Origin of the sequence: Micromonospora sp. NPDC049801, assembly GCF_040656575.1 — a bacterium.
GTDB lineage: Bacteria > Actinomycetota > Actinomycetes > Mycobacteriales > Micromonosporaceae > Micromonospora.
The window spans coordinates 89,257-116,163 of sequence record NZ_JBFAMS010000006.1; the positions used below are offsets into that span (position 1 = coordinate 89,257).

A 26,907-nucleotide genomic window follows, 5' to 3' on the forward strand; every position below is an offset into this window, starting at 1 on the left:
GCCCGGCGGTCGGGTTTCCGACCTCGCTGATCGCGCAGTCGCCGGAATTCTTCGTTCGGCTCGCGCAGACCTGCATCGACCTGTGCGCTCTGGGCCCGGGTTCCGTCCAGCCGCGTCAGAGCAGCCGGCCGTCGTGGGCGAGCAGGGCGATCTGGGTACGGTTGTCAAGATCCAGCTTGGTCAGGATGTGCGAGACGTGGGCCTTCACCGTCGTCACGCTCATCAGCAGCTCGGTGGCGATCTCGGCGTTGGAGCGGCCCCGCGCGATGGCCAGCACGACGTCGCGTTCCCGGGGTGTGAGCAGGGCCAGTTGGTCGTTCGCCCGCTCGTAGGACTCGGCGCCGGAGGCAACCCGCTGCATGAGACGGCGCGTCACACCCGGAGACAGCATCGGGTTGCCGGCGGCCACCGCGCGTACCGCTTGGCTGATCTGCTCGGGCGGGGTGTCCTTGAGGAGGAAGCCGCTCGCGCCGGCGCGCAGGGCTCGTAGCACGTGTTCGTCGGTGTCGAAGGTGGTGAGCACGATGATCTCGGGTGGTCGGTGGCGGCGGCGCAGGCGCTCGGTGGCGGTGATGCCGTTGACGCCGGGCATCCTGATGTCCATCAGCACCACGTCGGGCAGGTGCCGGTCCACCGCGGTGATCGCCGTGGCGCCGTCGGCGGCCTCGCCCACGACGGCGATCCCGTCGGCGCCGTCGAGCATCAGCGTGAGCATTCCCCGTACGAGAGGGTCATCGTCGACGATGACGACCCGGATCGGCGGGGTCACGTCGGCCATGGCAGCCACGCGGTGAGGTGGAACCGGCCCGCGGCGTCGACGTGGTGGGCGACGCGACCGCCGGTGAGCGCGGCGCGTTCGGCGAGGCCGATCAGGCCGGTGCCGGCGCTGTCGGTGGCACCGCTGTCCGGAGTGGTCGGGTTGCTCACGGCGATGCTCAGTCCGGAGCCGGGCGCCCCACCGAGCACCAGCCGGACCGGCTGCCCGGCGGCGTGCTTGCGGGCGTTCGTCAGTGCCTCCTGCGCGATCCGGTAGGCGGTGCGGCCCACCGGCGGCGGAATCTCGGCTGGTGGGCCGAGCGGGTCGTGGACCTCGATCTGTTGCCCGGCGGCCCGCGCCTCGTCGACCAGGCGGGGCAGGTCGGCGAGGGTCTGTCCGGCTGGCGCGTCGGTCGGCGCCTCGGTGTCGTCGTTGCGCAGCAGGGTGATGACCTCGCGTAGCTCGTCGAGGGCGTGGTGCGCGCTCGCTCGGATCACCCCCGCGGCGGCGCTGAGCCGCTCGGGCGGCGCGTCCGGCCGGTACTCCATCGCACCGGCGGCAGCCGCCAGCAGGGACAACCGGTGGGCCAGCACATCGTGCATCTCCCGCGCGATTCGGCTGCGCTCCGCCGCGCGTGCCTCGCCAACCCGCCGCTCCTGCTCCTGCTCGGCCCGCCGGGCCCGCTCCCGCAGCGCCGCCAGCAACGCGTGCCGGGCCTGCGCCCAGGTGCCCCAGCCGAGCAGGGCGGCGTACGCGACCGACATCAGCACCAGCCGCCAGCCGTACGGCAGGCTGGGCGCCGGCCGCCAGAACGCCTGCACCGCCTCGCCCGCCACGCCGACCGCCGCCACCACCGCCGCCTGCCGAAACGGTCGGTTGCGGGCGGTGAAGAGCACCGCGAAGCTGGCCACCGGCGTGGCTACCGCAGACAGCGCGACGAGCAGACCGGCCAGCACGCCACCGACCCGCGGGTGGCGCAGGACCACCGGAACGAGGGCCAGGGCGGTCACCGCCAGCGCGACGTCGAGGACGGCCAGACCGGCCGAGCTGGATCGGGTTGCGGACCAGAGCATGGTCGCGACGAGGACACCGACCGCCAGGGTCGTCACGCCGGCCGGGACGGAACGCCACGTCCTCGGCCGCCCGACCTCGCACGCCGCGGCATCCACATCGCGCAGGCTACTGGGCTCGCCACGCGCCGGACCACCTCCTTTGGTAGTACGCCGGGTCACCGGAGGACGTACCCGTCGTGGCGTCTGGACCGACGTGTCCGGCCCGGCCCGGTCCGCAGACTCAGGCCATGACGAACAACCCTCTCCTTCGACAAGCCGCGGTGGCGGCCGGTGCGGTCGTAGTGGCGGTGGCCGAGTTCGCGCTCCTGCGCTCGGTGGCCGGCGTAGACCTGGCGGTCCGCTCCGGAGGCTCGACCCGGCAGGTCACGATGGGCGCGGTCATCGGGGCGACCACGGTCGCGGCACTGGCGGGCTGGGCGCTGCTCGCGGCGCTGCACCGCTTCACCAACCGCGCCCACGTCTGGTGGACCTCGGTGGCGGTCGTGGTACTGCTGCTCTCGCTCGTGGTCGGCCCACCCAGTGGTGTCGGCGGGGGAGCGAAGGCGACCCTCGCGCTGCTGCACCTGAGCGTCGGCCTCATCCTCCTCCTCGGCCTGCCCCGGCCGCGTCCGGAAGGAGCGAAGCGATGACCGCGTTGACCGTACGCAAACAGGACGGGGCCTTCGTCCTCGACTCCGGTGCGACCGGGCCGCGTGCCTCGCTGCGTACCGGCTGGACCTGGCGGTGCGGCGAGATCCGCACCGGCACCGGCCGCTGGACGGTCGAACCGACCGGCCGCCGACGCACCGGTTTCACCGCCCAGGGTCAGCACGGCGTGCCGGTGCGGCTCGACCCGGACCGGTCGCATGTGCCAGGGCCCGGCGGGGTGACCCGCTGGAAGGCCGGTCATGGCGGAGGTGAGCTGGTCCGCGACGGGAACCGCATCGTCGTGCGCCTCCCCGGCCCACTGGGCGGGCCGATCCGCGTCGACGTCACTGGCGAGTGGGCCGAGGTGGAGCTGGTGGTGCTCACCGCCTGCTTCGCACTGATGAGTCGACGGCGGAGGCGCACCCTGATCATGATGGCGGCCGCCAGTGGGGGGAGTGGGTGACGGGGCCGAGCGCCGTCACGGCTACCGGGAAGCGGACCGATGGTTTCAGTTCGCGTAGTCCGGCCACCCCTGGACATCTTCAGTTAACAAACCTAATAATTAGCCTCCCGTCGATATCCCTCGGCCGGGCACCCCTCGGGAGGACCGGATGGCGCGCAGATTACGTACACCGTTGCTGGCTGCCCTGGCAGCCCTGGTCTCCGCCGCCGCGGCGACCCTGACCTTCGCTTACCCGGCCCTGGCCGCCGGCCCGACGGCGGTCTTCAGCAAGACGTCCGACTGGGGTACCGGCTGGGAGGGTCGCTACACCATCACCAACGGCGGGTCGAGCACGATGACCGGCTGGCAGGTGGCCTTCACCCTGCCGACCGGCACCACCCTCGGCTCATACTGGGACGCCACCGTCAGCAGCGTCGGGCAGCGGCACACCTTCACCAACCGCTCGTGGAACGGCGCCCTGGCCCCCGGCGCGTCGGCGTCGTTCGGCTTCCTGGCCACCGGCTCCGGCTCGCCCGTCGACTGCACACTCAACGGTGCCGCGTGCGGTGGTGGCGCACCCCCCACCACGACACCGCCGACCACCGCACCCCCGACCACGACACCGCCGACCACCGCGCCACCCACGACGCCGCCGCCGACCACCACACCGCCCACGAGCCCGCCGCCGAACACGGGGTTGCCGAAGCACGCGCTGATCGGCTACCTGCACGCCAGCTTCGCCAACGGCGCCGGATACCTGCGGATGGCCGACGTGCCCGACGACTGGGACATCGTCAACCTCGCCTTCGGCGAACCCACCTCCGTCACCTCCGGCGACATCCGCTTCCAACTCTGCCCGGTTGCCGAGTGCCCCAATGTGGAGACCGAGGCCCAGTTCACGGCGGCGATCCGCGCCAAGCAGCAGCAGGGCAAGAAGGTGCTGCTGTCCATCGGCGGTCAGAACGGGCAGGTGCAGCTCACCACGACCGCCGCCCGTGACACGTTCGTCCGCTCGGTGTCGGCGATCATCGACCGGTACGGCCTCAACGGCCTGGACATCGACTTCGAGGGCCACTCCCTCTACCTCAACACCGGCGACACCGACTTCCGCAACCCGACCACCCCGGTCGTGGTGAACCTGATCTCGGCGATCCGCGAGCTCAAACAGCGCTACGGAAGCGGCTTCGTGCTCACGATGGCCCCGGAGACGTTCTTCGTGCAGCTCGGCTACCAGTTCTACGGCTCCGGCCCCTGGGGTGGCCAGGATCCCAGGGCCGGGTCGTACCTGCCGGTGATCTACGCGCTGCGGGACATCCTCACCGTCCTGCACGTCCAGGACTACAACTCCGGTCCCATCGTCGGGCTCGATGGTCAGTACCACACCATGGGCAGCGCCGACTTCCACATCGCGATGACCGACATGCTGCTGGCCGGCTTCCCGGTGGCCGGGAACGCCAACGCGGTCTTCCCCGCACTGCGCGAGGACCAGGTCGCGTTCGGCGCGCCCTCCTCTACCAGCGCCGGCAACGGCTACCTCGCCCCGGCGGGCGTGCAGCAGGCGGTGACCTGCCTGGTCCGAGGCCAGAACTGCGGCGCGTACACCCCGCGCAGCGGAACCAATCCCAACTTCCGAGGGCTCATGACCTGGTCGATCAACTGGGACCGCTACTACTCCTGGGAATTCCGGCTGAACCACGGCCCGTTCCTCAAGGCGCTGCCCTGACCGCGGGACTGGCGCAACCAGCCGGGATCAGGATCGCGGCCCGGTCGATCCGGACCGGGCCGCGACCTGGCACAGCAACCCCGAACCGGCCGCCTGCACAGCTGCCGGCGGAGCACTTCCGGTGGCGACGTCGGCGTGCTTTGGTGTGAGCACATCACCACCGCGCGTCACTGGAGGCAGAGATGACTCGGGTTGTTGGTAAAGGTTTCCTGGCCGGTCTGACCGCTGGCGTCCTCATCGCAACGCTCGGCCTGCCCGGCGTCGCCACGGCCGGGCCGCAGGCGCGAACCGTGTCGGCCTGCACGCTACGACCACTGCCCCTACCAGCGGACCTGAATGGCGACGCTCGGGTGGTCGACCCGACCGGTCGGTTCATCGCCGGCACCGGCTATCGGATCGATGGCGAGGATCGGCAGCCGCTGCTGCTGCTCTGGGCCACCCGGCCCGGGGTGTGGAACCAGCCCCGTCTCACCGTCGTCGACGTTCCAGCGACGCCGCAGGTCGAGAGCATCAACCGGTACGGTGTCGCCGTCGGCAGTGCCTACGTCGGCGACGTCTACCGCCCCTGGCGCTATGTGCAGGGGCGGCTGGAGTGGCTACCCGTCCCGCCAGTGGTCGCCAACGTCTCGGCGCAGAGCATCAACTCGCGCGGTGACATCGTCGGCAGCGGCGCCGTCGAGGAGACCGAGGCGGCTCTGCCGCTGCTCTGGCCCGCCGACCGGCCGGGCACTGTCGAGGTGATCGACGCCCCGTCCAACTCTGGCACGGCGGAGATCTTCGACGACGGCACCATCGTCGGCGGCACCCCCATATTCGGCTGGGTACGCCATCCCGACGGGACGACCGATCGACTCACCGTGCCCGGCGCCCGGTGGGCGTGGGTCTACGCGGCCCGGGGCAACTGGGCGGTTGGCCGCTTCGGCACCGGCAGCGAGGACGAGGAGAGCACCCTGGTGCGCTGGGATCTGCGCACCGGCGTGGCCGCCGCCGTGCACCCGGCGCTGGTGTCGCCGCAGGACGTCAACAGTCAGGGCACGGTGCTCGGCGACCGGGCCGTCGATCACGACGGCCGGCTCGTCACCCTGCCCGGCGCCATCCCGGGCGGCCAAATCATCATCGGCTGGGGAATCGCCGACGACGGCCTCGTCGTCGGGTCGGTCAACGGCGGCACCCGACTGCTCCCGGCGCGCTGGACCGACTGCTGACATGGTCGCCGCCGCGACCTGTGTACCGACCGGAGGCCGACCCTTCCCAAGAGGGCCGGCCTCCGATCGCGTCAAGCCGCGGCCACCCGGTTCCGCGCGGCGTGCGCCAGGCCGTTCAACGTGGTCAGGTCAGCCGCACCCAGGTACGAGTCCGACATCATGACCACCACCACGTAGTGGCCGACCGCGGCGGCGACATAGCCGACGTAGCGGTCGCCTTCGTCGTAGGTGCCGAGGAACAGCACCGAGTCCGGCCCGAGGTGGTCCTCGGCGACCGGGTCGAAGCCCTCCTCGTCGCCACCCACCCCGCACCGGGCGAGCTGCGCCTTCAGTTCGGTGAGGTACGCGTGTGCGCCATCGCCGCGGTAACGGGCGACGTTCTCGTAGATCCGGAAGCGGGTACCCAGATCGGCCGCCTGGGTGCGGCTCACGACGGGCCCGGGCACGGGCGTGTCCGCGCACGGCTGGGGTAGCAGCGGCCACACCAGCCCGTCCTCCACCGGCCCCGGCACGGCTCCGCCGAGATCGTCCGGCTGCAACATGACCCGGTCAGGGATTCCCCGTGGCCGCTGCTGCGCCGCCGCCGGCCCGCTCACCGAGACCAGCCCCAGGATCATGGCCGTCATCACCATCAGTGTCCTTCGCATGCGAACCATCCTGCGCATTGTCGGCGACCGATGGATCGGCAGGCATACTCAGCCCCTCCTGGGTACACGTACCCCCCCGGCCTATCCGAGCAGCGTCGCCGTCGCGGCCAGCGTGCCCAGCGACAGGGTCGTGGTCACGACGACCGCCCGGTTGGCGATGGTCTCGCCGACGCCGTACTCCTGGCCGAAGATGAACGTGTTCTGCGCTGTCGGCAGGCCCGCGCACACCACCACGGCGAGCAACTGCGGCGCGGACAGGTGCAGGGCCAGCCCGGCCACGTACGCGATCACCGGCTGCGCGACGAGCTTCAGCGTGGCGAGCACGGCCAGCTCGGACAGGTCGGCCGGCTCTGCCCGCGCCCCCGCCGGGCGGTGCAGCGACGCGCCGAGCGCGACCAGGGCGGCCGGAACCGCGGCGCCCGCCAGCAGGGTGAGCGACGCGTCGGCTGCCGACGGCAGGCGCAGGTCGGCGGCCGAGCACGCCACACCGAGCAGCGACGCCAGGATCACCGGGTTGCGGACCGGTAGGGAAGCGATGCGGCGGACCCGCACCCGCCCGGCCGGGTCGCTGTGCCGGTCCAGGGCGATCAGGACCACGGGCGTCACCACCAGCACCTGTAGCAGTACCACCTCCGCCAGGAACGACACGTTGCCGAGCACCTGTGTCGCGATCGGAATGCCGAGGTTCGCCGAGTTCACGTAACCGGCGGCCATGCCCCAGATCGGCCGTTCGCCGGGCATGCGACCGAACAGCCGACTCGCGCCGACCCAGCCGAACCCGACGACCGCGGCAGTGCTCATCCCGAAGGCGAGCAGCGAGCGGCCGGCGAACCCGGAGAGTGGCATTCGGGACAGGGCCAGGAACAGGGCGGACGGCATCGCGAGGTGGAACACGAACCGGCCGAGCACCGTCGCCACCGCCTCACCCAGCAGGCCCCGGCGACAGGCCCCGTAGCCGACCGCGGTGAGGATCCAGATCGGTACGAACGCCGACACCAGGCTCATCCGAGCGTTACTCGCGGCCGAGGGACAGGAGCAGACCGACGGCGACCAGGGCGATCCCGGCGGTGGCGGTGTATGTCGGAAGCTGGGCCGGGATGCCGAGGTAGACGGTGATGCCGAGGATGCGGGACAGGCCCCAGGGCAGCAGCGCGAGTTGGTCGTTCCACACCGTCAGCGCGCGTTCCAGGCCCACCGCCGAGACCAGGGCGGACAGTGCGCCCAGCGGCACGCCCACGGCGGTGAGGGTCAGTCCGACCGCGCTTGCGCGACGCAGGCCGTAGCGGTCCCGCAGAACCACCGCCGTGACCACGAACAGCCAACAGAACGCCGCGAACGCGACGGTGACGTACGCCGCGCGCAGGCCCGGCGCGGTCCAGAAGGCGAACCAGTAGCCGCCGGGTCCGCGCGGGGCGAGCGCCGCCAGGAGAAGTACGCTGCGCAGCAGCGCGACGCCGCCGAGCGCGGCCCACAGGTGGAACGGATCCCGACGGCCGACGACGAGGCGTACGACGAGGGCGAACAGCGCCCATCCACCGAGGGTGACCAGCAGGTGTACCGGCGCGGCGAACCAGGTCAACACGAGCCGGCTCGCCACCAGGACCACGGCCGGGACCAGCCACACCATCAGCCGGTCCGCCCGGGTGCGGGGTGTCGGCAGCGCGGCGACCCGCCACGGCCGGAGCGCGCCGAGCAGCAATCCGCGCGCGGCGGCCGCGCCGAACCCGCGACCGCGCAGGCCGAGCAGCAGCACCAGCAGGATCGACGCGAGCAGCGCCCGGGCCGCCCAGGCCATCGCCGGGTCCCGGTCGGCACGCCGCGCCCCGAGGTCGGCGGCGGTGAAGTTGTACGCCGGCAGGTCCAGGTCGGCGTCGTAGCGCTGCCGGTGCGCGTCGCGCGCATCCTGGTACGCGGCCGCTGCCCGCCGCCAGTCGTGACGGGCGGCCGGTGCGCCCGTGTCCAGCCACTGCGCGTGCCGCAGCACCATGGTCCGGTACGCGCTCAGCGTCTCGAACAGGTCCACCTGGTAGTCGAGCGTCGCGGTGAAGCGTCCGCGCAGTTCGGCGTCCCGCCAGGTCGCCGGGTCGGTCGCGGCCACCAGGTCGCGCATGCGCCGGGCCAGCGCGACGGCCTGCGTACCCTCCTGGATCGCCTCGTCGACGCGGCCTCCGGTCACCGCGTAGACGCTGTCCAGAGCTGCGGAGTCGCCGGTCGGGATGTCCCACTCGAAGATCCACATCATCGGCGGCGGTTCCAGCCCGAGCGCCCGTACCGAGCGGTCGGCGTACGGACCGATGTAGAGGCCCCTGGTGACCGCCGGGCGGGACAGCGCCATGGCCTGCCCGATCGCGGCGACGGTCCCCGGGTCGCCGGAGAACGTGCGGTACGCCCAGTCCGCCGTCACCTGCGCCGGGTCGGCCTGCGGATCCCAGGCAAGGCGGCCGACGGCGTACGTGTTGAGGTCGTAGAGCTGCCAGAACCCGGCGCGCAGGTACAGCGACATGGGCCCGGCGCGCAGCGGTCCGCCGTCCTGGGTCCAGTTCCAGACGCCCTCGACGTTTGCGTTGGCGGCGAGGAACGCGCGCAGCGCCTGGCGGTGCAGCGGGCCGAGGTCGTTGGGCAGCGAGCCGAACCCCTCGAACTCGCGCCGGGCCTGGAACTCCACGATGCGGCGGTGCCCGCCGCCCAGCAGCGTGGTGTTCAGCGGCAGGTGGCTGTAGAAGTCGCCGAGGGTGTACTTCGTGGACACGATCAGGTGCGGGTCGTCGAGCCCGCCGAGAACCTGCGCGTACGACTCCGGGTTGGTGTGCAGGTCGCCGACCGCGCCGACGCCCACCGTCCAGGTCCGGAAGATGATCTCCTTTCCGGCCGGGCCCGCCGTGTCCAGCAGCGCCCGCAGCATCGCGCGTACGGACGCCTCCGTGGTGACCGCGAGCCGGGACGAGAAGTCCCACCCGGTTCCGGCGTACACCTCGCCGCCCTCGCCGACGCGGACCATCAGGCCGTCGACGAACGGCATGCTCTCGAACAGTTCGGCCAGGCCGGCCTGGTAGACCGCCCACAGCCGGGGGTCGGCCACGTCGAGGCCGCCGACGGTCCGCGCCAGGTACGCCTCCACCGGGGGCGACACCGCGAGCATGTCGGTCAGCAGGAAGACCTTCATCCCCATGTCCTCGGCGTACCGGAAGACGGGCCCGAACGCCGTGACCATCGCCCGCGCCCGGTCGACGTGCGGGTCGCCGGGCGGATAGACCGCGCGTCCGTCGCCGACCGTGGCGAACGTGACGTACTCCAGGAAGCCGGGCACGACGATCCCGTTGTAGCCCTGCGCCACCGAGTGGTCGACGAGCTGGCGGAACTGCGCGTCGATGCGGGCCACCGCGGCGGCGTCCACCCACGGCGAGCGGGGCAGCACCGCCGACGCGACCACGTCGGTGTTCAGGCCGTAGTCGTCGCCGGCGGCGAAGGCGGCCGGGTCGGGCTCGCGGCCCACCGAACCGGCGTCGGTCAGCCGCAGGCCGAGCCGGGGGGTGACCACCCGGCCGGTGTCCGCCGGGGGGAGCGCCTCCACTCCGGAGCGGATCCGGTCGGCCAGCTGGTACATCCCGGCTGCCACGCCCGCGACATCACCACCCTGGACGGCCAACTCGGTGCCACGCACGTCGAGCCGGTACGACTCGGGCGTCCCACCGAGCGCGGCCAGCACGCCCGCCCGCAGCGTGCGTACCGCGGACAGGTCGGGGGGCCCGCCGCCCGCCGTACCGGTGCCCGGCGCGGTGGTCACGGACCCGGCTGGGGCGAACACCGGCCGGGGCCGGCCGCGGAAGACGACCGCGTCGGCGACGGCGGTCGCGGCCTTGGTGAGCCGGGGATTGTCGGGTACGACGAGGGACGTCAACGGCGGGACCGGCGCGGGCGTCCGCGCCGGCGCCGCGACCGCCTCCTCGCCCGGCACGGCGGCGGGGGAGTGGGTCAGCCCCAGCGTGTCGCCGACCGCCCAGGCGGTGGCCGCGCCGAGCGCCACCACGATCGCCACGGCGACGAGCAGCGGGTACGGCCTGCGAGGCTGGGCAACGTGAGCCACGCTCGCATGGTAGTGGTCGCACCGGCCATCGTCCTCGACGCGCGGAAGCCGGCGGCGAGCGTCGTCGGGCTACCCGTTGCCGGCACCATCTCCGCTCGGAGTCAGGACGTGTCGGGTCCGGTCCCCGGTCCAGGCCGCTTCGAGGATCGCGGTCAGGCTGGCGGTGTCGGTCGGGCCCGGGTGGTTCTGGATGAGGCGGGTGACGCCGGTGGCCATCTCCGCGAAACGTGGCAGGTCGGCGCGGGCCACGCCGATGTCCGCCAGGGTGCGGGGGATGCCGATGTCGGCGAGGAGACCGTCGAGCCAGGTGAGGAACGCGTCCGCGGCCTCGGCATCGGAGGCGTCGGCCACGTCCAGCCCGCACACCCCGGCGAGGATCGCCAACCGGTCTTCGATGGCATCCCGGGCCGCGTCCAACGCGTACGGCAGGAGCAGTCCGACGCCCAGGCCGTGCGGGGTGTGCGTGGCCGCGCCGATGGGGTACTGGAGGGCGTGCGGGGCCGCGTTGCCCGCGTGGGAGAAGGCGAGCCCGGCGAGCATCGACCCGTACGACATGTCCGCGCGCGCGTCCCGGTCGCCGCCGTTGCGGACCGCACGACGCAGGCTCCGGGCGATCCGCTCCGCGGCCAGGAGCGCGTAGTGGTCGGTGATCGGGTTACGGCCGAGGAACACCTGCTCCACCGGGTCGCGTGGTCCGTGGGCACGGGGTCGCGCGGTGTAGCTCTCCACGGCGTGGCAGAACGCGTCGATGCCGGAGTGGGCGGTGACGGTCGCCGGGCAGGAATAGGTGAGTTCGGGGTCCACGATGGCGAAGTCGGGCACGATGTGGACGCTGGAGACCCCCACCTTCAGCTCGCGGTCCGGGTCGGTCAACACCGAGACGGGGGTGAGTTCGGAACCGGTCCCGGACGTGGTCGGGACCGCGACGAGGGGGAGGGTCGGCCCCGGCACCCTCGACTCGCCGTAGAAGTCGCGCGGCGTCCCCCCGTGGCGTCGGATGACGCCGACGATCTTGGCGAGGTCGATCACCGTGCCACCCCCGATGGCGAGGATCACGTCGGCCTCCATCTCGTTGGCGACCGCGACGGCCACGGCGACGTCGGAGAGTGGCACGTCCGACGTCGCGTCCGAGAACACCTCGACGACGTCGACCCGCTCCCGCACGGCGGCCACGATCTCGGCGACGCCCGGTTGGCCCAGGAGAACCTGGTCGGTCACCACGAGGACCCGCGATCCACTCTCGGCCACCACCCGGGGGATGTTCTGCGCGACCCCTTCGCCCACGATGAGCTGGCGCGGTCCGCGGACGGTCTCAAGCATGTCGGTGCCTCTTTCGGAACGTCGGCGGCGATGTGCGGGCGCAAGCTCGGGGCGGCGGGCCGGTCACGGCAGGTCGATCGCCGCGTAGGTGAGGTCGAGGTACTCGAGGATGCCCTCGTGCGACCCCTCCTTGCCGATGCCGGACTGCTTCACGCCCCCGAACGGAGCTGACGGGTCCGAGATCAGACCACGGTTGATGCCGACCATCCCCGTCTCCAGCCCCTCGGTGAACCTCAGCGCCCGCCGCAGGTCACGGGTGAAGACGTACCCGACCAGGCCGTGCTCGGTGTCGTTGGCCTTCGCCAGCACCTCGTCGTCGGACGTGAACGAGATGATCGGCGCAACCGGACCGAAGATCTCCGCCTGCAGCATCCGCGCGTCGTCGGGCACGTCGACGACCACGGTGGGCGGGTAGAAGTGGCCCGGCCCATCCGGACGCTTGCCGCCCACCAGCACCCGGGCGCCCCGATCCACCGCGTCGCCGACGAGCTCGTCGATCGCGGTGACCGAGGCCTCGTCGATCAACGCCCCGACGTCCACGCCGTCGTCCAGACCATGACCCACCGACAGCGCGCCCATCCGCTCGACGAAGCGCGCCGTGAACTCCTCGCGCACCGGCTCCTCGACGTAGATCCGGTTGGCCGCGATGCAGGACTCCCCGATGTTGCGCATCTTGGCCACCATGGCGCCGTCGACGGCGACGTCCAGGTCGGCGTCCGCACACACGATCAGGGCCGCGTTGCCGCCAAGTTCCATCGAGGTACGCAGCACGTTGTCCGCAGCCTGCCGGAGCAGCACGCGTCCGACCTCGGTCGACCCGGTGAACGACAGCTTGCGGGTCCGGTTGTCGGCCAGCAGCGCCGAGACCACCGCGCCGGAACGCTTGGTGGTCACCACGTTGACGACGCCCGGCGGTACGCCCACCTCTTCCATGAGGCGGGCCAGGAACAGCATGGTGAGCGGCGTCTGGCCCGCGGGCTTGGTGATCGTCGTACAGCCGGCGGCCAGCGCAGGAGCGATCTTGCGGGCGCCCATGGCCAACGGGAAGTTCCAGGGCGTCACGAAGACACACGGTCCGACCGGCTTCGGCACGGTGAGGATGCGGTATCCGCCGGCGGGGGCGGCGCTGTAGCGACCCTCGACGCGGACCGCCTCCTCGGCGAACCACCGGAAGAACTCCGCGCCGTAGGACACCTCCGCCCGAGCCTCGGCGAGTGGCTTGCCCATCTCGAGCGTGATCAGCCGGGCGACCTCCTCGGACCGCTCGACCAGTGCCCGGTACGTCGCGGTCAACAACTCCGACCGTTTCCGTGGTGGGGTCGCCGCCCACCCCGGCATCGCCGTGCTCGCCGCCTCCAGGGCGGCGAGCCCGTCGACGACGTCGGCGTCCGCCACCTCGGCGATGGTCGTGCCGGTGGCCGGGTCCTCGACGGCGAAGGTGGCCCCGTTCGTGGCGTCGCGCCAGGCGTCGCCGATGCGGAGCCGCCGGTGCTCGGGGGCCAGGACGGTCATCGGGTCACTCATTGCGTCGCCTCCTGTGATCTTCGTGGTGCTGTGCGGAGTGCCCCAGCGATCGCGCCGTGCGGGTGGACGGACGGGTCACCCGCCCTCGTCGGGGCGGGGGCGAAGGTGTCTCGGTCTGTCCGGCGCGGTTACCGCCCCGCCTCGGACAGCGACAGCCCGGTGTCCGCGTCGAACAGGTGCGCACGGTCCAGGTCGACCGTGACCGACAGCCGTTCGCCCGGCGTACCGGTGATGGTGGGTCGTGCCTTGACCTTGAGGATCTCGGTTCCCACCCGGACGTCGACCACCGTGCGGTCGCCGAGCGGCTCGAGCCCGTAGAGCTCTCCCGACAACGACGCGTCCCCGCGCTGCTCGACGGACAGGTCCTCCGCGCGTACGCCCAGCAGCAGCGCACGACCTTCCTCGGCAGTGGTCCAGTGGGGCCGAGGCAACGTCCAGCCGTCCGCACCGACCAGACGATCCCCCTCGGCGCGGCAGGCGAGCAGGCTGATCGGCGGGCTCCCGACGAACCCCGCCACCCACTGGTTGGCGGGACGCTCGTACACCTCGGTCGGTGTCCCGACCTGCTGCACCTTCCCCTCCTTGAGGACCGCGACCGCATCGGCCATGGACAGGGCCTCGACCTGGTCGTTGGTCACGTAGACGAAGGTCGCGCCGAGGCTCCGGTGGATACGGGTGAGCTCGGTGCGCATCTCGACGCGGAGCTTGAGGTCGAGGTTCGTCAGCGGCTCGTCCATGAGGAAAGCCCGGGGGCTGCGGACCAGCGCCCGAGCCAGCGCGACCCGCTGCATCTCACCGCCGGACAACTGGGCGGGACGACGCTTCAGCAGACGTTCGATGTGCAGCAGCTTCGACATCTGCTCGACGGCGGCCGCGATCTCGCTCGCCGAACGGCGGCGTGCCCGCAGCGGTGAGGCGATGTTCTCGTACGCCGTGTGTCGCGGGTAGAGGGCGTAGTTCTGGAAGACCATGGCCAGGTCCCGCTCGGCCGGCGCGTCAGCGGTCGCGTCTCTCCCGTCCAGGTGCACCGAACCCGCGTCGAGCTTCTCCAGGCCGGCGATCGCCCGCAGGGTCGTCGTCTTACCCGCCCCGGAGGGCCCGAGCACGACGAAGAACGAGCCGTCCGGCACGTCGAGCGTCACCCCGTCCAGGGCCTGGACCTTGCCGAAGGACTTGCGCAGCCCGTGCGCTGCCACGGTTCCCATCAGGCCACCAGCTCTTCCGTGCGCACGTCGTAGACCGCCGGGGTTCCGCCGGTGTGCCGCAGCCCGACCTTCGCGTCGGGGGCGAAACGAATGGTCGGTGGCATCCGAACCCGTACGTCGCGCTCGCCGCCGTGGTCGACCACGTAGATGATTTCGTCGCCCAACCACTCCGCCGAGACCACTCGGGCCGGGATCGTGCCTTCCGTCCCTGGCGCGGTGACTTCCAGCGCCTCCGGCCGGACGCCGGCCACCAGGCGACGATCGCGCGGCAGGCCTGACGGTGGTGTGAGGACCAGTCCGCCCTGACTGTGCAGCATGCCGTCGACCACCTCCACGTCGACCAGGTTCATCGGCGGGGAGCCGATGAACGCGGCGCAGAAGAGACTCGCCGGGCGGTCGTAGACCTCCAGCGGCGTGCCGATCTGCTCCACGCGGCCCTTGTTGAGGATGGCGATCCGGTGACCGAGCGACATCGCCTCGACCTGGTCGTGGGTGACGTAGACCATCGTCGCCCCCAGCTCCCCCTGCAGGTGCTTGATCTCCGTGCGCATGTCCGCCCTCAACTCGGCGTCCAGATTGGTGAGAGGTTCGTCCATGAGGAACGCGCGCGGTCGTCGCACCAGGGCGCGCGCGAGCGCGACGCGCTGCTGCTCCCCGCCGGACAGTTGGCGCGGTCGCCGGTCCAGAAGGGCACCGAGCCGCATCAGCCGGGCGGCCTCCTCGACCCGCGCGTGCACCTCCTGCTTGGGCAGTCCCTCGGCCCGCAGGGGGAACGCCAGGTTGTCGCGGGTTCGCAGATGCGGGTAGAGGGCGTAGAACTGGAACACCATGGCGATGTCGCGCTCGGCGGGCGGCAGATCATTGACCAGCGTGTCACCGATGCGGATGTCGCCGGACGTCTGCCTCTCCAGGCCGGCGATGGCCCGCAGCGTGGTCGTCTTGCCGCAGCCCGACGGGCCGAGCATCACGAACAGCTCGCCGTGGCCGATGGACAGGTCCACCTGTTCGACCGCGACCGTGCCGTCCGGGTAGCGCTTGTGCAGCGCGGTTACCTCGATACCCGCCATCAGCGTCGCACCGCCCCGAGCGTCACACCGGCGATGAGGTGCCTGCGCACCAGGTAGGCGAAGATGAGCACCGGTAGGGCGAACACCACGGAGGCGGCTGCCACGAGACCCCAGTCGGTGGTGGTGCCGCCGATCAGGCCGGCGATGGCGGGTGGGGCGGTCCGGACGCTGTCGCTGGACGTGAGGAAGATGGCGAACACGAACTCGTTCCACGAGAAGATGAGCGCGAAGACCGCCGTCGCGGCGATGCCGGGTAAGAGCTGGGGAAGTGTGTATCGCCAGAACGCCTGTAGCCGGGTGTAGCCGTCGAGCATGGCGGCGTCCTCGTACTCCGCGGGCACCTCGTCGACGAACCCCTTCATCATCCAGATCGTGAACGGCACGTTGAACGCGGCGTAGATGAGGATCAGGCCGATCTTGTTGTCGATGAGTCCGACCTGGCGGTACATGAGGAAGATCGGGATCACCACCACCACGGGCGGCATGAAGCGGGTGGACAGGATGAAGAACAGTTGGTCCTTCTTGGCCTTCACGGCGAATCGTGAGTAGGCCCAGGCCGCCGGGACTCCCAGCACGGTGGCCAGCACCGTGGAGGCGCCGGCGACCACGAAGGAGTTGAGGAAGCTGACGGACACGGGCGTACGGCCGTCGCCCTGAGCGACGAACACGTCCTTGTAATGCTGCAACGTGACGGCGAAGTCGAAGAACTTGGCCGGGATGGCGTAGACGTCCCGGTTCTCCTTGATCGACGTCTCGATCATCCACAGCACCGGAAAGAGCATCACGGCGGCCAGCACGGTCAGCAGCACCACCTCCACCGCGGAGCGGCCCCGGCCGCCGGGGCGGCGCACGGGAGGTGTGTGGTCCCCGGCCGGACCGGTGGACACGGCCTCGTCGACGGAGACGGCCATCAGTCCTCCTTGAGCTTGTTCAGATAACGCAGGTAGAGCTGCGTGAGGACGATGACGACGAGGACCATGAGGATTCCGTACGCTGACGCGGTTCCGGTGTTGAAGCCCAGGAACGCGACCTTGTAGATGTGGAACGACAACGTCTCCGTGGAGACCCCCGGGCCTCCGTTGGTGAGGATGTAGACGAGGTCGAACAGCCGGAACGCCTCGATGGCCCGGAACATCACGGCGATGAGCAGCAGTGGCCACACCAGCGGAAGAGTGATGGTGCGGAACTTGAACCACTCGGACGCGCGGTCGATCGAGGCGGCTTCGTAGAGGTACTTGGGCACCGCGCTGAGGCCCGCGAGCGCGATGAGCATGATGAACGGCGTCCACTGCCAGGTGTCGACCACGATCAGCGAGATCAGGGCCGTCCGCTGCCGGGTGAGCCACTCCACCTGCCCGAGGCCGACCGAGCCGAGCATGCTGTTGACCACGCCGAACTGCGCGTCGAGCATGAAGCGCCAGAACAACCCGACCACGACCGGCGACAGCATCATCGGGACCAGGAACAGGGTGGTCAGCGCTCCGCGCCCGCGGGTGCGCCGAGAGATCAGGTAGGCGATGCCGAAACCGAGCACGGTCTGCAGGGAGACCGCGCCGATCACGTAGACCAGAGTCGTCAGGGCCCTCGTGTGGACCTGGGCCGAAGTCAGGATGGCGGTGTAGTTCCCGAACCCGACGAACTCGGCGGGACCTCCGCGCGTGGCCGAGTAGTCGGTGAAGGACAGGTACAACGACCACAGCAACGGGAAGACCGACATGGCGAGCAACAGCAGGAGCGAGGGGGAGATGAAGGCCACGGCGAGCCCTCGGTCGCTCAGCCGGCGGGACCGACCCGGCGCAGGTGGCGTCGCGGACGCCACCTGCCCGGGGTGTTCGGTCGTCAGAGGGGCGTCGCTCACAGCCCGCCGCCGCCCTTGCGGTTGCTCGAGTCGAGCACGCTCTGCTGCTCCTTGGCGATGTCGTCGAGCGCGTCCTTCGGGCTCTTCGCGCCGTTGAGGGCCGCGTTCACGTTGGTGTTCTCGATGTCGACGAGGCGCGCGTACTCGGGCACGTTCCACATGTCCCGCATGCGCGGGACCGAGTCGGCGTACACCTTGTTGAACGGCCCGGCGTTGAGGAACTCGGGTGACTGGATCGCGTCGGTACGCGATGGCACGCCACCGGCGGCGGCCCACTTCTTCTGGATGTCAGCCCGCTCGAACCACTTCATGAAGTTCAGGGCTTCCGCCTGGTTCGCCGCGCCGGAGTAGGCCGAGACGTGCATGCCCATGCCGCCGAGCGGGACGAGGTTCGTCTTCTGGGTCGGCAGGGTGGCGAAGCCCAACTTGTCGAGGATCTGCTCCCGCGTGCTGCCGAGCGTCGACTGCTTCGGATCGAGCAGGCCGCCGCTCGCCGCGATCCAGTTGAACGCGATGCACGCCTTGCCCTGGGCGACGGCCGCGTTCGTCTCGTCGATGAACCAGTTGCCGGAGCCCTTGGCGGTCAGCGGCTTCATCTTGTTGACCAGGACGTCCATCGCCTCCTGGCCCGCCGCGTCGTTGAGGACGCCCTGGATCTTGCGTGCCTTCGGGTCCCAGAGGTTGCCGCCGTAGACGCCGTTGACGGTGTTGTAGGTGACGGCCGCGGCGTCGGAGCCGTTGGCCTGGTGGAAGGCCAGTCCGCTCACACCGGGGTGCTCCGCCTGGCACTTCCCGGCGACCGAGATCATCTCGTCCCAGGTCTGCGGCGGCTTGTCGCCGATCAGGTCCTTGCGGTAGATCATCGTCCAGGTGTCGCCGAGCAGCGGCAGCCCGTACAGGCTGGCGTTCTCGTCGCGTTTGCCGGTCTCCGCCTGCGGGAACTGACCGTAGGCCGCCAGGAGGTACGGGTCGTAGGCCTGCACCTCGATGTTGTTCTTGACGAAGTCCGTGAGGTCGAGGATGTTGCCGTTCGTCACGGCCTCGCCGATGTGCTGCGAGTCCAGGATCGCGATGTCGAAGTCGGTCTTGCGCGCGGCGAACTGGGTGAACATCGCGTCGTGCCAGTTCGCGTTCGGCACGGTGTTGACCTTGATGGTCGCGTTCGGCCGCTCTTTCTTGTACTCCGCGTTGGCGAAGGCTTCCAGCGCTTGGGCGGGCGGCCAGTCGAACCAGATGAAGCTGAGGGTCAGCGGGTCCTTGCTGAGCTCCGGGACGGCCGCCGGCGCCTTGGGGGCGCTCGCCTTCGCGTCGTCGTCCTTGTCGCCGCCGCACGCCGCCAGGGTCGTGGCCACCAGCAGCATGGCGGCCGTCGCCAGCCGTGCCTTGCGACCGGGAGCGGGCATTCGTCCTATTCGCTTCTGAGCGCGCATGTTATGCCTGCTTTCTGGATGGGGACTTCTAGGGCCTCGCTATGTGCTTCGCCAAGCGGTTGCTGGGTTTTCTGGGCGTGGCGCCGGGCCGTCGTGAGGGCCGGCGTCAGAACTGCGCCGCGAGGTGGAGAATGAAGATCATCCGCCACTTTTCCTATACGATCTGGTGGGGGCGTCAGCATGCCGCAGCGCTGTGACTGATGTCAACAGGTCGCAACGGCGCAAGAAGGGACCTCACGTCACGATGGACGACGGAGCGATGATCGCGCGGGGCCGCAAGGCCGTGACGGGAGGAATGCCGGTGGGAAGATCGGGCGGCCGGCTCGCCGACGAGGTGTACGACACGCTGCTCGGGCAGCTGATGTCGCTACGGATCGAGCCCGGCTCCCGCGTCACGATCGACGTTCTGGCGCGAGAGCTGGGAGTCTCCCAGACACCGATCCGGGACGCCCTGAACCGCATGGAGGCCGAGGGGCTGGTCGTGCGGGTGCCCCACGCCGGCTACCGCATCCCTCCCCAGATCACCCGCCACCGATTCGAGGACATGCTCGAGGTCCGCCTGCTGCTCGAGCCCGCGGCGGCGCGCCGGTCCGCCGAACGCGCCTCGGTGGAACAGGTGACCGGCCTGCGACGGATGCTGGAGGAGATGGCCGAGCTGGAGGGGGGCAAGGGGCCCGCGGCGTACGGCGCCTTCGGGCTCCGCGACGCCGCGTTTCACGACCTGGTCGCCCGCAGCGCGGAGAACCAGGTGATCCGGGAGGCGCTCGCCCGCCTGCACAGCCACGTGCACCTCTTCCGGCTGCACCACGACGCCCAGGTCACCCACCTGGCCATGGCCGAGCACGAGGACGTGGTGGCCGCGATCGCCGCGCGTGACCCCGACGCCGCCGCCTACGCGATGCGTCGGCACATCCTGCGCTCCGGCGACCGGTTCCGGCGATTGTTCGACGAGGTCACGGACGCGGAATCGATGGCGGTAGAGGCTTGACGGGTGGGCTGGGTCGAGGAATGCTATCGCCACCGGATCGGATCGGATTGGATCTCCACCACCCGCCACCAGACGCGAGGAGAAGCAGGTGCCCAGAGCGCTGCTCCTGACCGGCGACGCCGCCGAGGAACTCGACACCATGTATCCCTACTACCGCGTGCAGGAGGGCGGCTGGGACGTCGACGTCTCGTCACGGACGCTGCGTGACGTGCAGTTGGTCATCCACGAGTTCGACCCCAACTCCGACGCCTACGTGGAGAAGAACGGGCGCAAGCTGCCGGTCGACGTGCCCTGGGCCGAGGTCGACGTCGAGCGCTACGACGCCCTCATCATCCCCGGCGGACGTGCCCCCGAGTGGATCCGGGTGGACGCCGACGTCAGGCGCATCACCGAGCACTTCTTCGCGCGCAACCTCCCCATCGCTCTGGTGTGCCACGGCGCGCAGGTGCCAGCGGTGTACGGGCTCCTGAAGGGTCGGAAGACGGCGTGCTTCCCGCCCATCACGGGGGACATGGAGAATGCGGGCGCGACGGTCATCGACGCACCCGACGTCGTGGACGGCAACCTCGTCTCCTGCCGGGGATGGCCCGACATGCCGCAGTTCGGCAGGGCGATGATGGAGGTCTTCTCGAAGTCCGTCAGCTCCGCCTCGGCGTGAGCACGCCCGGCCTGCCCCGGTGACAGCACTTCGGACCGTCGCGGTCGACGGTTCACCCGTCCACGTTCTGGAGAGCGGCGCCGGGCCCGCGGTGTTGATGCTGCACGGCTCCGGACCCGGCACGACCGGGTCCGGCGCCTGGGCATCGACGGCGCAGGCGCTGGGCACGTCCTGGCACGTGGTGGCTCCTGACCAGGCGGGGTTCGGCCGTACGCCCGTGCCGGCCGGCTCCCCGAGCGGACTCCGGCTGTGGACGGAGCAGGCGGCGGGCCTGATGGATGCTCTCGGTATCGAGTCCTACGCCGTGGTGGGTCACTCCATGGGCGGCGCCGTGGCGCTGGCACTGGCGGCGGCCCGCCCTGAGCGGGTGACCCGTGTCGTGGCGGTCTCCACGATGGGCGCTCCGGGGGCGCCGCTGTCCGCCGATCTCGACGCGGTCTGGGCCGCCCCCGCCGGCCCGCTCGGGGCGCGGGACATGCTGAGCCGCCTCCTCCTCGACCAGGCTCTCGTCACCGACGCGGCCGTTGAGGCCCGTGCGGCGGCGATGCGGGATGGGGCGTCCGCGTACGCGTCGTTGTTCCCCGCACCGAGGGCACGATGGGTCGACGACCTCACCCTCACCGCGCAGCGGCTGGCAGCGATCCACGCGCCCGTGCTGCTCGTGCACGGCGCCCAGGACCGTGTCACCCCGATCGAGGCAGCCACCCGACCCCTGCTCGAACACCTGGCCGACGTGCGTCTGCACGTGTTCGGTCGATGCGGGCACGTGCCGGCGGTCGAACACCCGCGCGAGTTCCGGCAACTGCTGTCGTGCTTCCTCGGCCAGGACCGAGGTCACTGAACCACGCGCCGGTCGCCGCTACGGTCCGCAGTCCGTGCGAGAAGCTCAATCCTGCCGCGAGCGATCCGCTGGGAGCACGGCTGTCCCGTACGGGGCGCGGATCGGTTTCCATGGCGATCATCGACGTCCCTCGCTACGATCCGACATTGAAACGTCACGATGCGTAGGGGTGTGTTGATCCACGCCCTGGGCGTAGGCGATCTGAAGCCGCTGTGAAGGTGGCGCCGGCCTGCGGATCACGCCCGTCTCGACGAAGGGAAGCCGGATGACCGAGAGCGCGCAGAGCACCGAGAGCCGAACCGTTCCGCCCGTGCGGTCGTACCCGTTCAGTGTGCCCGACCGCCTCGTCGTCGATCCGACCTACGGCGAGCTGCGCGAGCACGAGCCGATGACCCGGGTGCAGCTCCCCTACGGGGAGGAGGCGTGGCTCGCCACCCGGTACGAGGACGTCCGTACGGTCCTCGGTGACGTGCGGTTCGGCCGCGCGCCAGCCGTCGACCGTGACGAGCCCCGGCTCACCCCGCGCCAGCAGTACAGCGGCATGCTGACCATGGATCCGCCCGATCACACCCGGCTGCGCCGGCTGGTGGCCAAGGCGTTCACGGCACGTCGAGTGGAGGCGCTGCGACCTCGCACCCAGGAGATCGCCGACACGCTGGTCGACGACATGCTCCGGCTCGGTCCCCCGGCCGACCTGGTGGAGCACGTCGCCACGCCACTGCCGATCCAGGTGATCTGTGAGCTGCTCGGCGTCCCGTACGCCGACCGCGACCGTTTCCACGTCTGGTCCGAGGCGATCGTCTCGACGACCTCACTGCCGCTGGAGACGATCCAGGAGTACCTGAACAATCTCTGGGGCTACATCGGTGGCCTGGTCGCCGAGCGTCGCCGCGACCCGGGGATCGACGACCTGCTCGGCGCGCTGGTGCGGGCCCGCGACGAGAACCAGGATCGGCTCAGCGAGACCGAACTGGTGGAGCTGGCCGCGGGGCTCCTCGCGGCTGGTCACGAGACGACGGTGACCCAGATCCCCAACTTCGTCTACGTCCTGCTGCACAATCCGGACCAGCTCGCGCGGCTGCGGTCCGATCCGTCGCTGGTGCCGGCCGCGGTCGAGGAACTTCTGCGGTACGTGCCGCTCGGCGTCGGTTCCTCCTTCGCCCGGTACGCCAAGGAGGACGTCGAGGTCGGCGGGGTGCTGGTCCGGGCCGGTGAACCGGTTCTCGGCTCACTGTCGTCGGCGAATCGGGACGGCACGGTCTTCGCCGACCCGGACCGGCTGGACTTCGATCGCGAGCAGAAACCGCACCTGGGCTTCGGGCACGGCGTACACCACTGCGTCGGCGCGCAGTTGGCCCGCATGGAGTTGCAGGTAGCCGTCAGCACCTTCGTCACCCGTCTGCCCGGCCTGCGGCTCGCCGTACCGGAGGCTGAGCTGAAGTGGAAGCGCGGCATGTTGGTACGGGGCCTGCTCAGCATGCCGGTGGCGTGGTGAGCACCGCCTGGCGGGTCGGGGTGGACCCGGCTCGTTGCATCGGCACGAGCATCTGCGCCGGCACCGCGCCCGAGCATTTTCGCCTGGTCGACGGTGTGTCCGCGCCGTTGGCCGGCGTTGTCTCCCCGGCCGAGGTCGTCCTCGACGCCGCCAACTCGTGCCCGGTGGAGGCGATAATCGTCCGGGACGTCACGGACGACCGGCTGATCGCGCCGGAGGAGTGACCCGTCACCCACACCGCGCGTGAGGCCGGCCGTTCCTCCGGCGTTGGCATCGCCGTGGTCGCCGCCTATGGTGGAGACATGTCCTCGGTTACGTTCCGCTCTCCTGCCGTCACCGGCGTGGCGGCGGTCGGGGCTGCCCATGTGGCGATGGCGGCGTGCCGGACGGTCGATATGCGGGTACCGGTTGTCCGCGTGCCGCGCATCGCGCCCATCTCGTGGTTGACGAGCCCGGCGCGAACCGGCCGAGGGCCCCCAGCGGAACCGTTGCATCACGGAACGACCGCCAGGGCGAAGCTATCCAGCTTCGGCCCTTTTCTTTTTACCCTTCGAAGGCAGAGGTAGGACCATGAGCGTCGATCAACGAGCTGTCGACCAGCGTTGGCTGGCTGATCTGCGAGCCTCGCTGGCGGAAGACTTCGCCACGCAGACGGCTCGGCTGCGGGAACTGACCGAGCTCAACGCGGACACCGGTGACCCGAGCGAGGCCCACAACCGGGCCGCGCTGCTGGTGGCCACCCGGCGCAACATCGAGCAGATCACCGGTGCGCTGAGCCGCATCAGCGCCGGCACCTACGGGACCTGCGCGAAGTGCCGCCAGAACATCCCGGCCGAGCGGCTCGAAATCCTTCCGCACGCGCAGTTCTGCGTGTCCTGCCAGGCGAAGCAGAACGGCTGACCGGCGGTGTGGCTGCCGTGCCGCGCCGGGTACGGCAGCCACTGACGTACCGCTGGTCGGGGACGACCGCCGGACCGGTCCGCCGGGAAACGGTGGCGCGTGCGGGTCGGTGGTTGGGTAGCGTCCCGGTGCATGATCGAGTTTGTCGAGCGGCACACGGTTCTGGCCGTCGTGGTCGGGTCGCGGGCGTACGGGCTGCACGGCCCGGGTTCCGACCGCGACCGGCGTGGGGTGTACGTGGCGCCCACGCGGGCGTTCTGGCACCTCGACAAGCCGCCCACCCACCTCGACGGTCCGGCTGCGGAGCAGTTCTCCTGGGAGTTCGAACGCTTCTGCGTCCTGGCCCTACAGGGCAACCCGACGGTTCTGGAGGTGCTCTGGTCCCCGCTGGTGGAGCGGATCACCGACGACGGGAAACGCCTGCTGGCGGTCCGGCAGGCGTTCCTGTCGAGGCGGGTGGCCGAGACCTACGGCAACTACGCGCGGGATCAACTCAACCGGGTGGCGGCCCGCCGCGAGCGCACCGGCGAGACGAACCACAAGCAGGCCATGCACATGATCCGTCTGCTGGTCGCCGGCGTCCACGTGCTGCGTACCGGGGAGGTGCTGGTCGACGTTCGGCACCTGCGCGACCGGCTGCTCGCGGTGCGGCGCGGCGAGGTGCCGTGGGAGGAGATCGACGCCTGGGCGGCGGACCTGTTTCGGGAGCTCGGCGAAGCGGCGGCCACTACCGCGCTGCCCGATCAGCCCGACCGGGTCGAGGTGGACCGGCTTCTCACCGCGGTACGGGAAGGAAACCTGTCGTGACCATCGAGGTGCCGCCGTGGGCCGCCGACACAGCCCGCGCTCTGCCCCGTCCGCTGGTGTTCGCCACCGTCAGCGGTGCGCATCTGTACGGATTCGCGTCGGTCGACTCCGATCTGGATCTGCGGGCCGTGCACCTGCTCGCGTCCGAGGAGGTCGTCGGGTTGCGTACCGGCCCGCAGACGCTGCAGCAGATGGGCGTGCGCGACGGTGTCGAGTTGGACGTGGTCAGCCACGATCTGTTGAAGTTCGCCAAGCTGTTGACCGGCCGCAACGGCTATGTTCTGGAGCAACTGCTGTCGCCGCTGGTGGTCGTGACCACGGCGGTGCACGCCGAGCTCGTCGCTCTGGCGCCGCGCCTGGTCACCCGTCACCACGCGCACCACTATCTCGGGTTCGCGGCCACCCAGGAGAGGTTGTACGCCAGGACCGGGCAGCTCAAGCCGGCGTTGTACACGCTGCGGGTCCTGCTCACCGGGATCCACCTCATGCGCACCAGCCGGGTGGAGACGGACCTCGGGGTGCTCGGCACGGAACTGGCGTACGTACCGGATCTCATCGCCGCCAAACGGGAGGCCGAGCACGGCCCGCTCCCCGCGGACGCCGCCGCGCGGCTCGCCGTCGACGTGCCGCGACTGCGCGCCGAACTGGAGACGGCCCGGGAGGCCTCGATGCTGCCCGAGCGCGCGGACCCGGCGGCCGTGGAGGCCCTGCACGACCTGGTGGTGCGTACCCGACTGCACGGGTTCCCCGGCCGGGAACGCGTCGTCCTCCCCGGCCCGTGAGCCGGCGGCGGCCAACCAGGACCGACGACGCGGTTCTCCCCGTGCCGCGGTGGACCGCCACGGGTGCGTGGCAGTCCACCGCGGTGTCACCGGTGCCGGTTTCCGCCGAGGCTCAGCGGTTGGCCACCCCGGCGGTCGGGGTGGGCTGGACCCGCTCGAACCGGACCTTGCTCAGCCAGCCCGGGAGGTCGCTGAGCACGTACAGCTCCCCGTTCACGTCCGCGCCGAACGCCGTCGGCTGGGTGGGGAAGGTGCCGATCTCGGCGGACTCGTAGCCACCCGTCGGGTTGGGACGCACGGCGAACGCTCGGGTCGAGCAGTAGTCGCTCGCGATGTAGGTCCCCCGTGCCTCCGGGGTGACGGACCCCCGGTACACCAGGCCGCCGATGATGGAGCAGTTCTCCGTCAGGTAGTGCTCGTACTCGACGACCGGATCGGTGAGCCGTACGCCCGGCCGGCACTGCGTCTGGTCGAAGACCGGCGTGCCCTCCTTGCAGGACCAGCCGAGGTTCGCGCCACGTTGTGACGGGCGGATGTGGTTGATCTCCTCGATCAGGCCCTGGCCGACGTCGCCGATCCAGAGCGAGTTGTCGGCCGGGTCGATGGAGAACTTCCACGGGTTACGCAGCCCGTAGACCCAGATCTCCGGCCGCGCGCCCGCCGTGCGGACGAAGGGGTTGTCCACGGGTACGCAGTAGGGCTTGCCCCCGCAGCTGCGGTTGACGTCGATCCGTACGATCTTGCCGAGCAGGGTGCCGAGGTTCTGGCCGCTCTTGAACGGGTCGTTCGCGTTTCCGCCGTCGCCGGTGGACCAGTACAGGTAGCCGTCGCGGCCGAAGGCCACCTGTCCGCCGTTGTGGTTGCCGAACTCGGCGTGCTCCTGGGTGAGCAGCACCTGCAGCCGGTCGGGAGCGCCGAGCGGCACCCGCGCCAGGGTCAGCGCGCCGGCCGGCAGGCTCGTGTAGGCCACGTAGAGGACCCCGGTGCGCGCGAAGTTCGGTGCCGGCGTGATGCCGAGAAGGCCGCGCTCGTTGTCGGACGTGTCGATCCGGGCGGTCAGGTCGAGCACCGGATCGGCCGCCAGGCCGGTGGCGGGGTGGTACGCGCGGACAGTGCCGTTCTTCTCCGCGATCAACATTCGACCGTCCGGCAGGCCGGTGATCGCGATCGGGCGCTGCAGTCCGAACGCCACCCGCTCGGACACCACGGTCAGCTCGGTGAGTGGCGTCGCGCGGGCATGGGACGCGCCGGTGGCCGCGCTGCCGGCCACCGACGCGGGTGGTGACAGAAGCACGGACAGGGCCAGGATGAGCAGGCCGGCCAGCATGGTGGCCGGACGATGTCGCCGTCGCTGCATGTTCGGCTCCTCGATCAGGTGGGTGGAGGTGGTGTGGGAGCGTTTCCACACTACATCGACCCAGGTCGATGCCAAACTCGCTGGTCGTCTGTCCTGCGCGCCACCGTCGTCGGTCGC

At 70.8% G+C, this 26,907-nt stretch carries 25 protein-coding genes; 12 read left to right on the top strand and 13 right to left on the bottom strand.

What is annotated here, in order from left to right; genetic code table 11:
* Positions 1-115: 115 nt before the first annotated feature.
* Both AB0I89_RS13215 and AB0I89_RS13220 read right to left on the bottom strand, forming a co-directional pair.
* Entirely contained in the window at positions 116-778 is a 663-nt protein-coding gene (locus tag AB0I89_RS13215) for a response regulator transcription factor (protein ID WP_357124962.1), read from the bottom strand.
* Positions 766-1,866, bottom strand: a complete 1,101-nt coding sequence (locus AB0I89_RS13220) for a histidine kinase (protein ID WP_357124965.1) — start codon at positions 1,864-1,866, stop codon at positions 766-768. The genes AB0I89_RS13215 and AB0I89_RS13220 overlap by 13 nt, the downstream gene beginning before the upstream one ends.
* Positions 1,867-2,057: 191 nt before the next feature.
* On the opposite strand from AB0I89_RS13220, the gene AB0I89_RS13225 reads away from it, so the two are divergent.
* The 4 genes from AB0I89_RS13225 (at position 2,058) to AB0I89_RS13240 (ending at position 5,827) form a co-directional block, all read left to right on the top strand.
* Entirely contained in the window at positions 2,058-2,459 is a 402-nt protein-coding gene (locus AB0I89_RS13225) for a DUF6069 family protein (protein ID WP_357124968.1), read from the top strand.
* Complete coding sequence (locus AB0I89_RS13230) at positions 2,456-2,920, top strand: hypothetical protein (RefSeq protein ID WP_357124971.1); 465 nt, start codon at positions 2,456-2,458, stop codon at positions 2,918-2,920. Before AB0I89_RS13225 ends, AB0I89_RS13230 begins: the two co-directional genes overlap by 4 nt.
* Positions 2,921-3,068: 148 nt before the next feature.
* Positions 3,069-4,622, top strand: a complete 1,554-nt coding sequence (locus tag AB0I89_RS13235; RefSeq protein WP_357124974.1) for a cellulose binding domain-containing protein — start codon at positions 3,069-3,071, stop codon at positions 4,620-4,622.
* Positions 4,623-4,804: 182 nt separating this feature from the next.
* Entirely contained in the window at positions 4,805-5,827 is a 1,023-nt protein-coding gene (locus tag AB0I89_RS13240; RefSeq protein ID WP_357124977.1) for a hypothetical protein, read from the top strand.
* Between the two features lie 71 nt (positions 5,828-5,898).
* On the opposite strand, the gene AB0I89_RS13245 is transcribed toward AB0I89_RS13240, so the two are convergent.
* The 10 genes from AB0I89_RS13245 to AB0I89_RS13290 form a co-directional block, all read right to left on the bottom strand.
* Positions 5,899-6,474, bottom strand: a complete 576-nt coding sequence (locus AB0I89_RS13245) for a hypothetical protein (RefSeq protein ID WP_357124980.1) — start codon at positions 6,472-6,474, stop codon at positions 5,899-5,901.
* A gap of 81 nt (positions 6,475-6,555) precedes the next feature.
* Positions 6,556-7,479, bottom strand: coding sequence for an AEC family transporter (locus tag AB0I89_RS13250; RefSeq protein ID WP_357124983.1), 924 nt, complete (start codon positions 7,477-7,479; stop codon positions 6,556-6,558).
* Positions 7,480-7,486: 7 nt separating this feature from the next.
* Entirely contained in the window at positions 7,487-10,558 is a 3,072-nt protein-coding gene (locus AB0I89_RS13255) for a hypothetical protein (RefSeq protein WP_357124986.1), read from the bottom strand.
* A 69-nt stretch (positions 10,559-10,627) separates the two neighbouring features.
* Entirely contained in the window at positions 10,628-11,878 is a 1,251-nt protein-coding gene (locus AB0I89_RS13260; RefSeq protein WP_357124989.1) for an iron-containing alcohol dehydrogenase, read from the bottom strand.
* A 63-nt stretch (positions 11,879-11,941) separates the two neighbouring features.
* A complete protein-coding gene (locus AB0I89_RS13265) occupies positions 11,942-13,402 on the bottom strand; it encodes an NAD-dependent succinate-semialdehyde dehydrogenase (RefSeq protein WP_357124992.1) in 1,461 nt (486 codons plus the stop codon).
* Between the two features lie 128 nt (positions 13,403-13,530).
* Positions 13,531-14,607, bottom strand: a complete 1,077-nt coding sequence (locus tag AB0I89_RS13270) for an ABC transporter ATP-binding protein (protein ID WP_357124995.1) — start codon at positions 14,605-14,607, stop codon at positions 13,531-13,533.
* A complete protein-coding gene (locus tag AB0I89_RS13275) occupies positions 14,607-15,674 on the bottom strand; it encodes an ABC transporter ATP-binding protein (protein WP_357124998.1) in 1,068 nt (355 codons plus the stop codon). Before AB0I89_RS13275 ends, AB0I89_RS13270 begins: the two co-directional genes overlap by 1 nt.
* Positions 15,674-16,585 (bottom strand): carbohydrate ABC transporter permease, encoded by a 912-nt coding sequence (locus AB0I89_RS13280; protein WP_357125001.1) that lies wholly within the window; start codon positions 16,583-16,585, stop codon positions 15,674-15,676. Before AB0I89_RS13280 ends, AB0I89_RS13275 begins: the two co-directional genes overlap by 1 nt.
* Complete coding sequence (locus tag AB0I89_RS13285) at positions 16,585-17,532, bottom strand: sugar ABC transporter permease (RefSeq protein ID WP_357125004.1); 948 nt, start codon at positions 17,530-17,532, stop codon at positions 16,585-16,587. The genes AB0I89_RS13280 and AB0I89_RS13285 overlap by 1 nt, the downstream gene beginning before the upstream one ends.
* Positions 17,529-18,962, bottom strand: a complete 1,434-nt coding sequence (locus tag AB0I89_RS13290; RefSeq protein ID WP_357125007.1) for an extracellular solute-binding protein — start codon at positions 18,960-18,962, stop codon at positions 17,529-17,531. Before AB0I89_RS13290 ends, AB0I89_RS13285 begins: the two co-directional genes overlap by 4 nt.
* A 295-nt stretch (positions 18,963-19,257) precedes the next feature.
* Between AB0I89_RS13290 and AB0I89_RS13295 the strand changes: the two genes are divergently transcribed.
* The 8 genes from AB0I89_RS13295 to AB0I89_RS13330 all read left to right on the top strand — a co-directional run bounded on the left by AB0I89_RS13295 (position 19,258) and on the right by AB0I89_RS13330 (position 25,433).
* Complete coding sequence (locus AB0I89_RS13295) at positions 19,258-19,950, top strand: GntR family transcriptional regulator (RefSeq protein WP_357125697.1); 693 nt, start codon at positions 19,258-19,260, stop codon at positions 19,948-19,950.
* Between the two features lie 88 nt (positions 19,951-20,038).
* On the top strand, positions 20,039-20,608 hold the full coding sequence (locus AB0I89_RS13300; RefSeq protein WP_355047859.1) for a DJ-1/PfpI family protein: 570 nt from the start codon (positions 20,039-20,041) through the stop codon (positions 20,606-20,608).
* Positions 20,609-20,627: 19 nt separating this feature from the next.
* On the top strand, positions 20,628-21,449 hold the full coding sequence (locus AB0I89_RS13305) for an alpha/beta hydrolase (RefSeq protein WP_357125011.1): 822 nt from the start codon (positions 20,628-20,630) through the stop codon (positions 21,447-21,449).
* Between the two features lie 265 nt (positions 21,450-21,714).
* Complete coding sequence (locus AB0I89_RS13310) at positions 21,715-22,944, top strand: cytochrome P450 (protein ID WP_357125014.1); 1,230 nt, start codon at positions 21,715-21,717, stop codon at positions 22,942-22,944.
* Positions 22,941-23,168 (top strand): ferredoxin, encoded by a 228-nt coding sequence (locus tag AB0I89_RS13315; protein ID WP_357125017.1) that lies wholly within the window; start codon positions 22,941-22,943, stop codon positions 23,166-23,168. Before AB0I89_RS13310 ends, AB0I89_RS13315 begins: the two co-directional genes overlap by 4 nt.
* 346 nt (positions 23,169-23,514) lie before the next feature.
* Positions 23,515-23,844, top strand: a complete 330-nt coding sequence (locus AB0I89_RS13320; RefSeq protein ID WP_355047864.1) for a TraR/DksA C4-type zinc finger protein — start codon at positions 23,515-23,517, stop codon at positions 23,842-23,844.
* 132 nt (positions 23,845-23,976) lie between these two features.
* Complete coding sequence (locus tag AB0I89_RS13325) at positions 23,977-24,651, top strand: nucleotidyltransferase domain-containing protein (RefSeq protein WP_357125020.1); 675 nt, start codon at positions 23,977-23,979, stop codon at positions 24,649-24,651.
* Positions 24,648-25,433 carry a nucleotidyltransferase domain-containing protein gene (locus AB0I89_RS13330; RefSeq protein WP_357125023.1) on the top strand — a complete coding sequence of 262 codons (786 nt, stop codon included), beginning with the start codon at positions 24,648-24,650 and terminating at the stop codon, positions 25,431-25,433. Before AB0I89_RS13325 ends, AB0I89_RS13330 begins: the two co-directional genes overlap by 4 nt.
* 112 nt (positions 25,434-25,545) lie before the next feature.
* Here the strand turns inward: AB0I89_RS13330 and AB0I89_RS13335 are convergent, their stop codons facing one another.
* Positions 25,546-26,790: a PQQ-dependent sugar dehydrogenase gene (locus AB0I89_RS13335; protein ID WP_357125026.1), complete on the bottom strand. Its 1,245-nt coding sequence runs from the start codon at positions 26,788-26,790 to the stop codon at positions 25,546-25,548.
* Positions 26,791-26,907: the final 117 nt, after the last annotated feature.

Excerpts from the sequence above, each read along its gene's own strand:
- AB0I89_RS13230 (WP_357124971.1), top strand. The coding sequence starts at position 2,456 with ATGACCGCGTTGACCGTACGCAAACAGGACGGGGCCTTCGTCCTCGAC.
- AB0I89_RS13275 (WP_357124998.1), bottom strand. The coding sequence starts at position 15,674 with ATGGCGGGTATCGAGGTAACCGCGCTGCACAAGCGCTACCCGGACGGC.
- AB0I89_RS13325 (WP_357125020.1), top strand. The coding sequence starts at position 23,977 with ATGATCGAGTTTGTCGAGCGGCACACGGTTCTGGCCGTCGTGGTCGGG.
- AB0I89_RS13215 (WP_357124962.1), bottom strand. The coding sequence starts at position 778 with ATGGCCGACGTGACCCCGCCGATCCGGGTCGTCATCGTCGACGATGAC.
- AB0I89_RS13335 (WP_357125026.1), bottom strand. The coding sequence starts at position 26,790 with ATGCAGCGACGGCGACATCGTCCGGCCACCATGCTGGCCGGCCTGCTC.
- AB0I89_RS13295 (WP_357125697.1), top strand. The coding sequence starts at position 19,258 with ATGCCGGTGGGAAGATCGGGCGGCCGGCTCGCCGACGAGGTGTACGAC.
- AB0I89_RS13240 (WP_357124977.1), top strand. The coding sequence starts at position 4,805 with ATGACTCGGGTTGTTGGTAAAGGTTTCCTGGCCGGTCTGACCGCTGGC.
- AB0I89_RS13270 (WP_357124995.1), bottom strand. The coding sequence starts at position 14,607 with ATGGGAACCGTGGCAGCGCACGGGCTGCGCAAGTCCTTCGGCAAGGTC.
- AB0I89_RS13250 (WP_357124983.1), bottom strand. The coding sequence starts at position 7,479 with ATGAGCCTGGTGTCGGCGTTCGTACCGATCTGGATCCTCACCGCGGTC.
- AB0I89_RS13280 (WP_357125001.1), bottom strand. The coding sequence starts at position 16,585 with ATGGCCGTCTCCGTCGACGAGGCCGTGTCCACCGGTCCGGCCGGGGAC.
- AB0I89_RS13260 (WP_357124989.1), bottom strand. The coding sequence starts at position 11,878 with ATGCTTGAGACCGTCCGCGGACCGCGCCAGCTCATCGTGGGCGAAGGG.
- AB0I89_RS13235 (WP_357124974.1), top strand. The coding sequence starts at position 3,069 with ATGGCGCGCAGATTACGTACACCGTTGCTGGCTGCCCTGGCAGCCCTG.
- AB0I89_RS13225 (WP_357124968.1), top strand. The coding sequence starts at position 2,058 with ATGACGAACAACCCTCTCCTTCGACAAGCCGCGGTGGCGGCCGGTGCG.
- AB0I89_RS13245 (WP_357124980.1), bottom strand. The coding sequence starts at position 6,474 with ATGCGAAGGACACTGATGGTGATGACGGCCATGATCCTGGGGCTGGTC.
- AB0I89_RS13290 (WP_357125007.1), bottom strand. The coding sequence starts at position 18,962 with ATGCGCGCTCAGAAGCGAATAGGACGAATGCCCGCTCCCGGTCGCAAG.
- AB0I89_RS13310 (WP_357125014.1), top strand. The coding sequence starts at position 21,715 with ATGACCGAGAGCGCGCAGAGCACCGAGAGCCGAACCGTTCCGCCCGTG.
- AB0I89_RS13265 (WP_357124992.1), bottom strand. The coding sequence starts at position 13,402 with ATGAGTGACCCGATGACCGTCCTGGCCCCCGAGCACCGGCGGCTCCGC.
- AB0I89_RS13320 (WP_355047864.1), top strand. The coding sequence starts at position 23,515 with ATGAGCGTCGATCAACGAGCTGTCGACCAGCGTTGGCTGGCTGATCTG.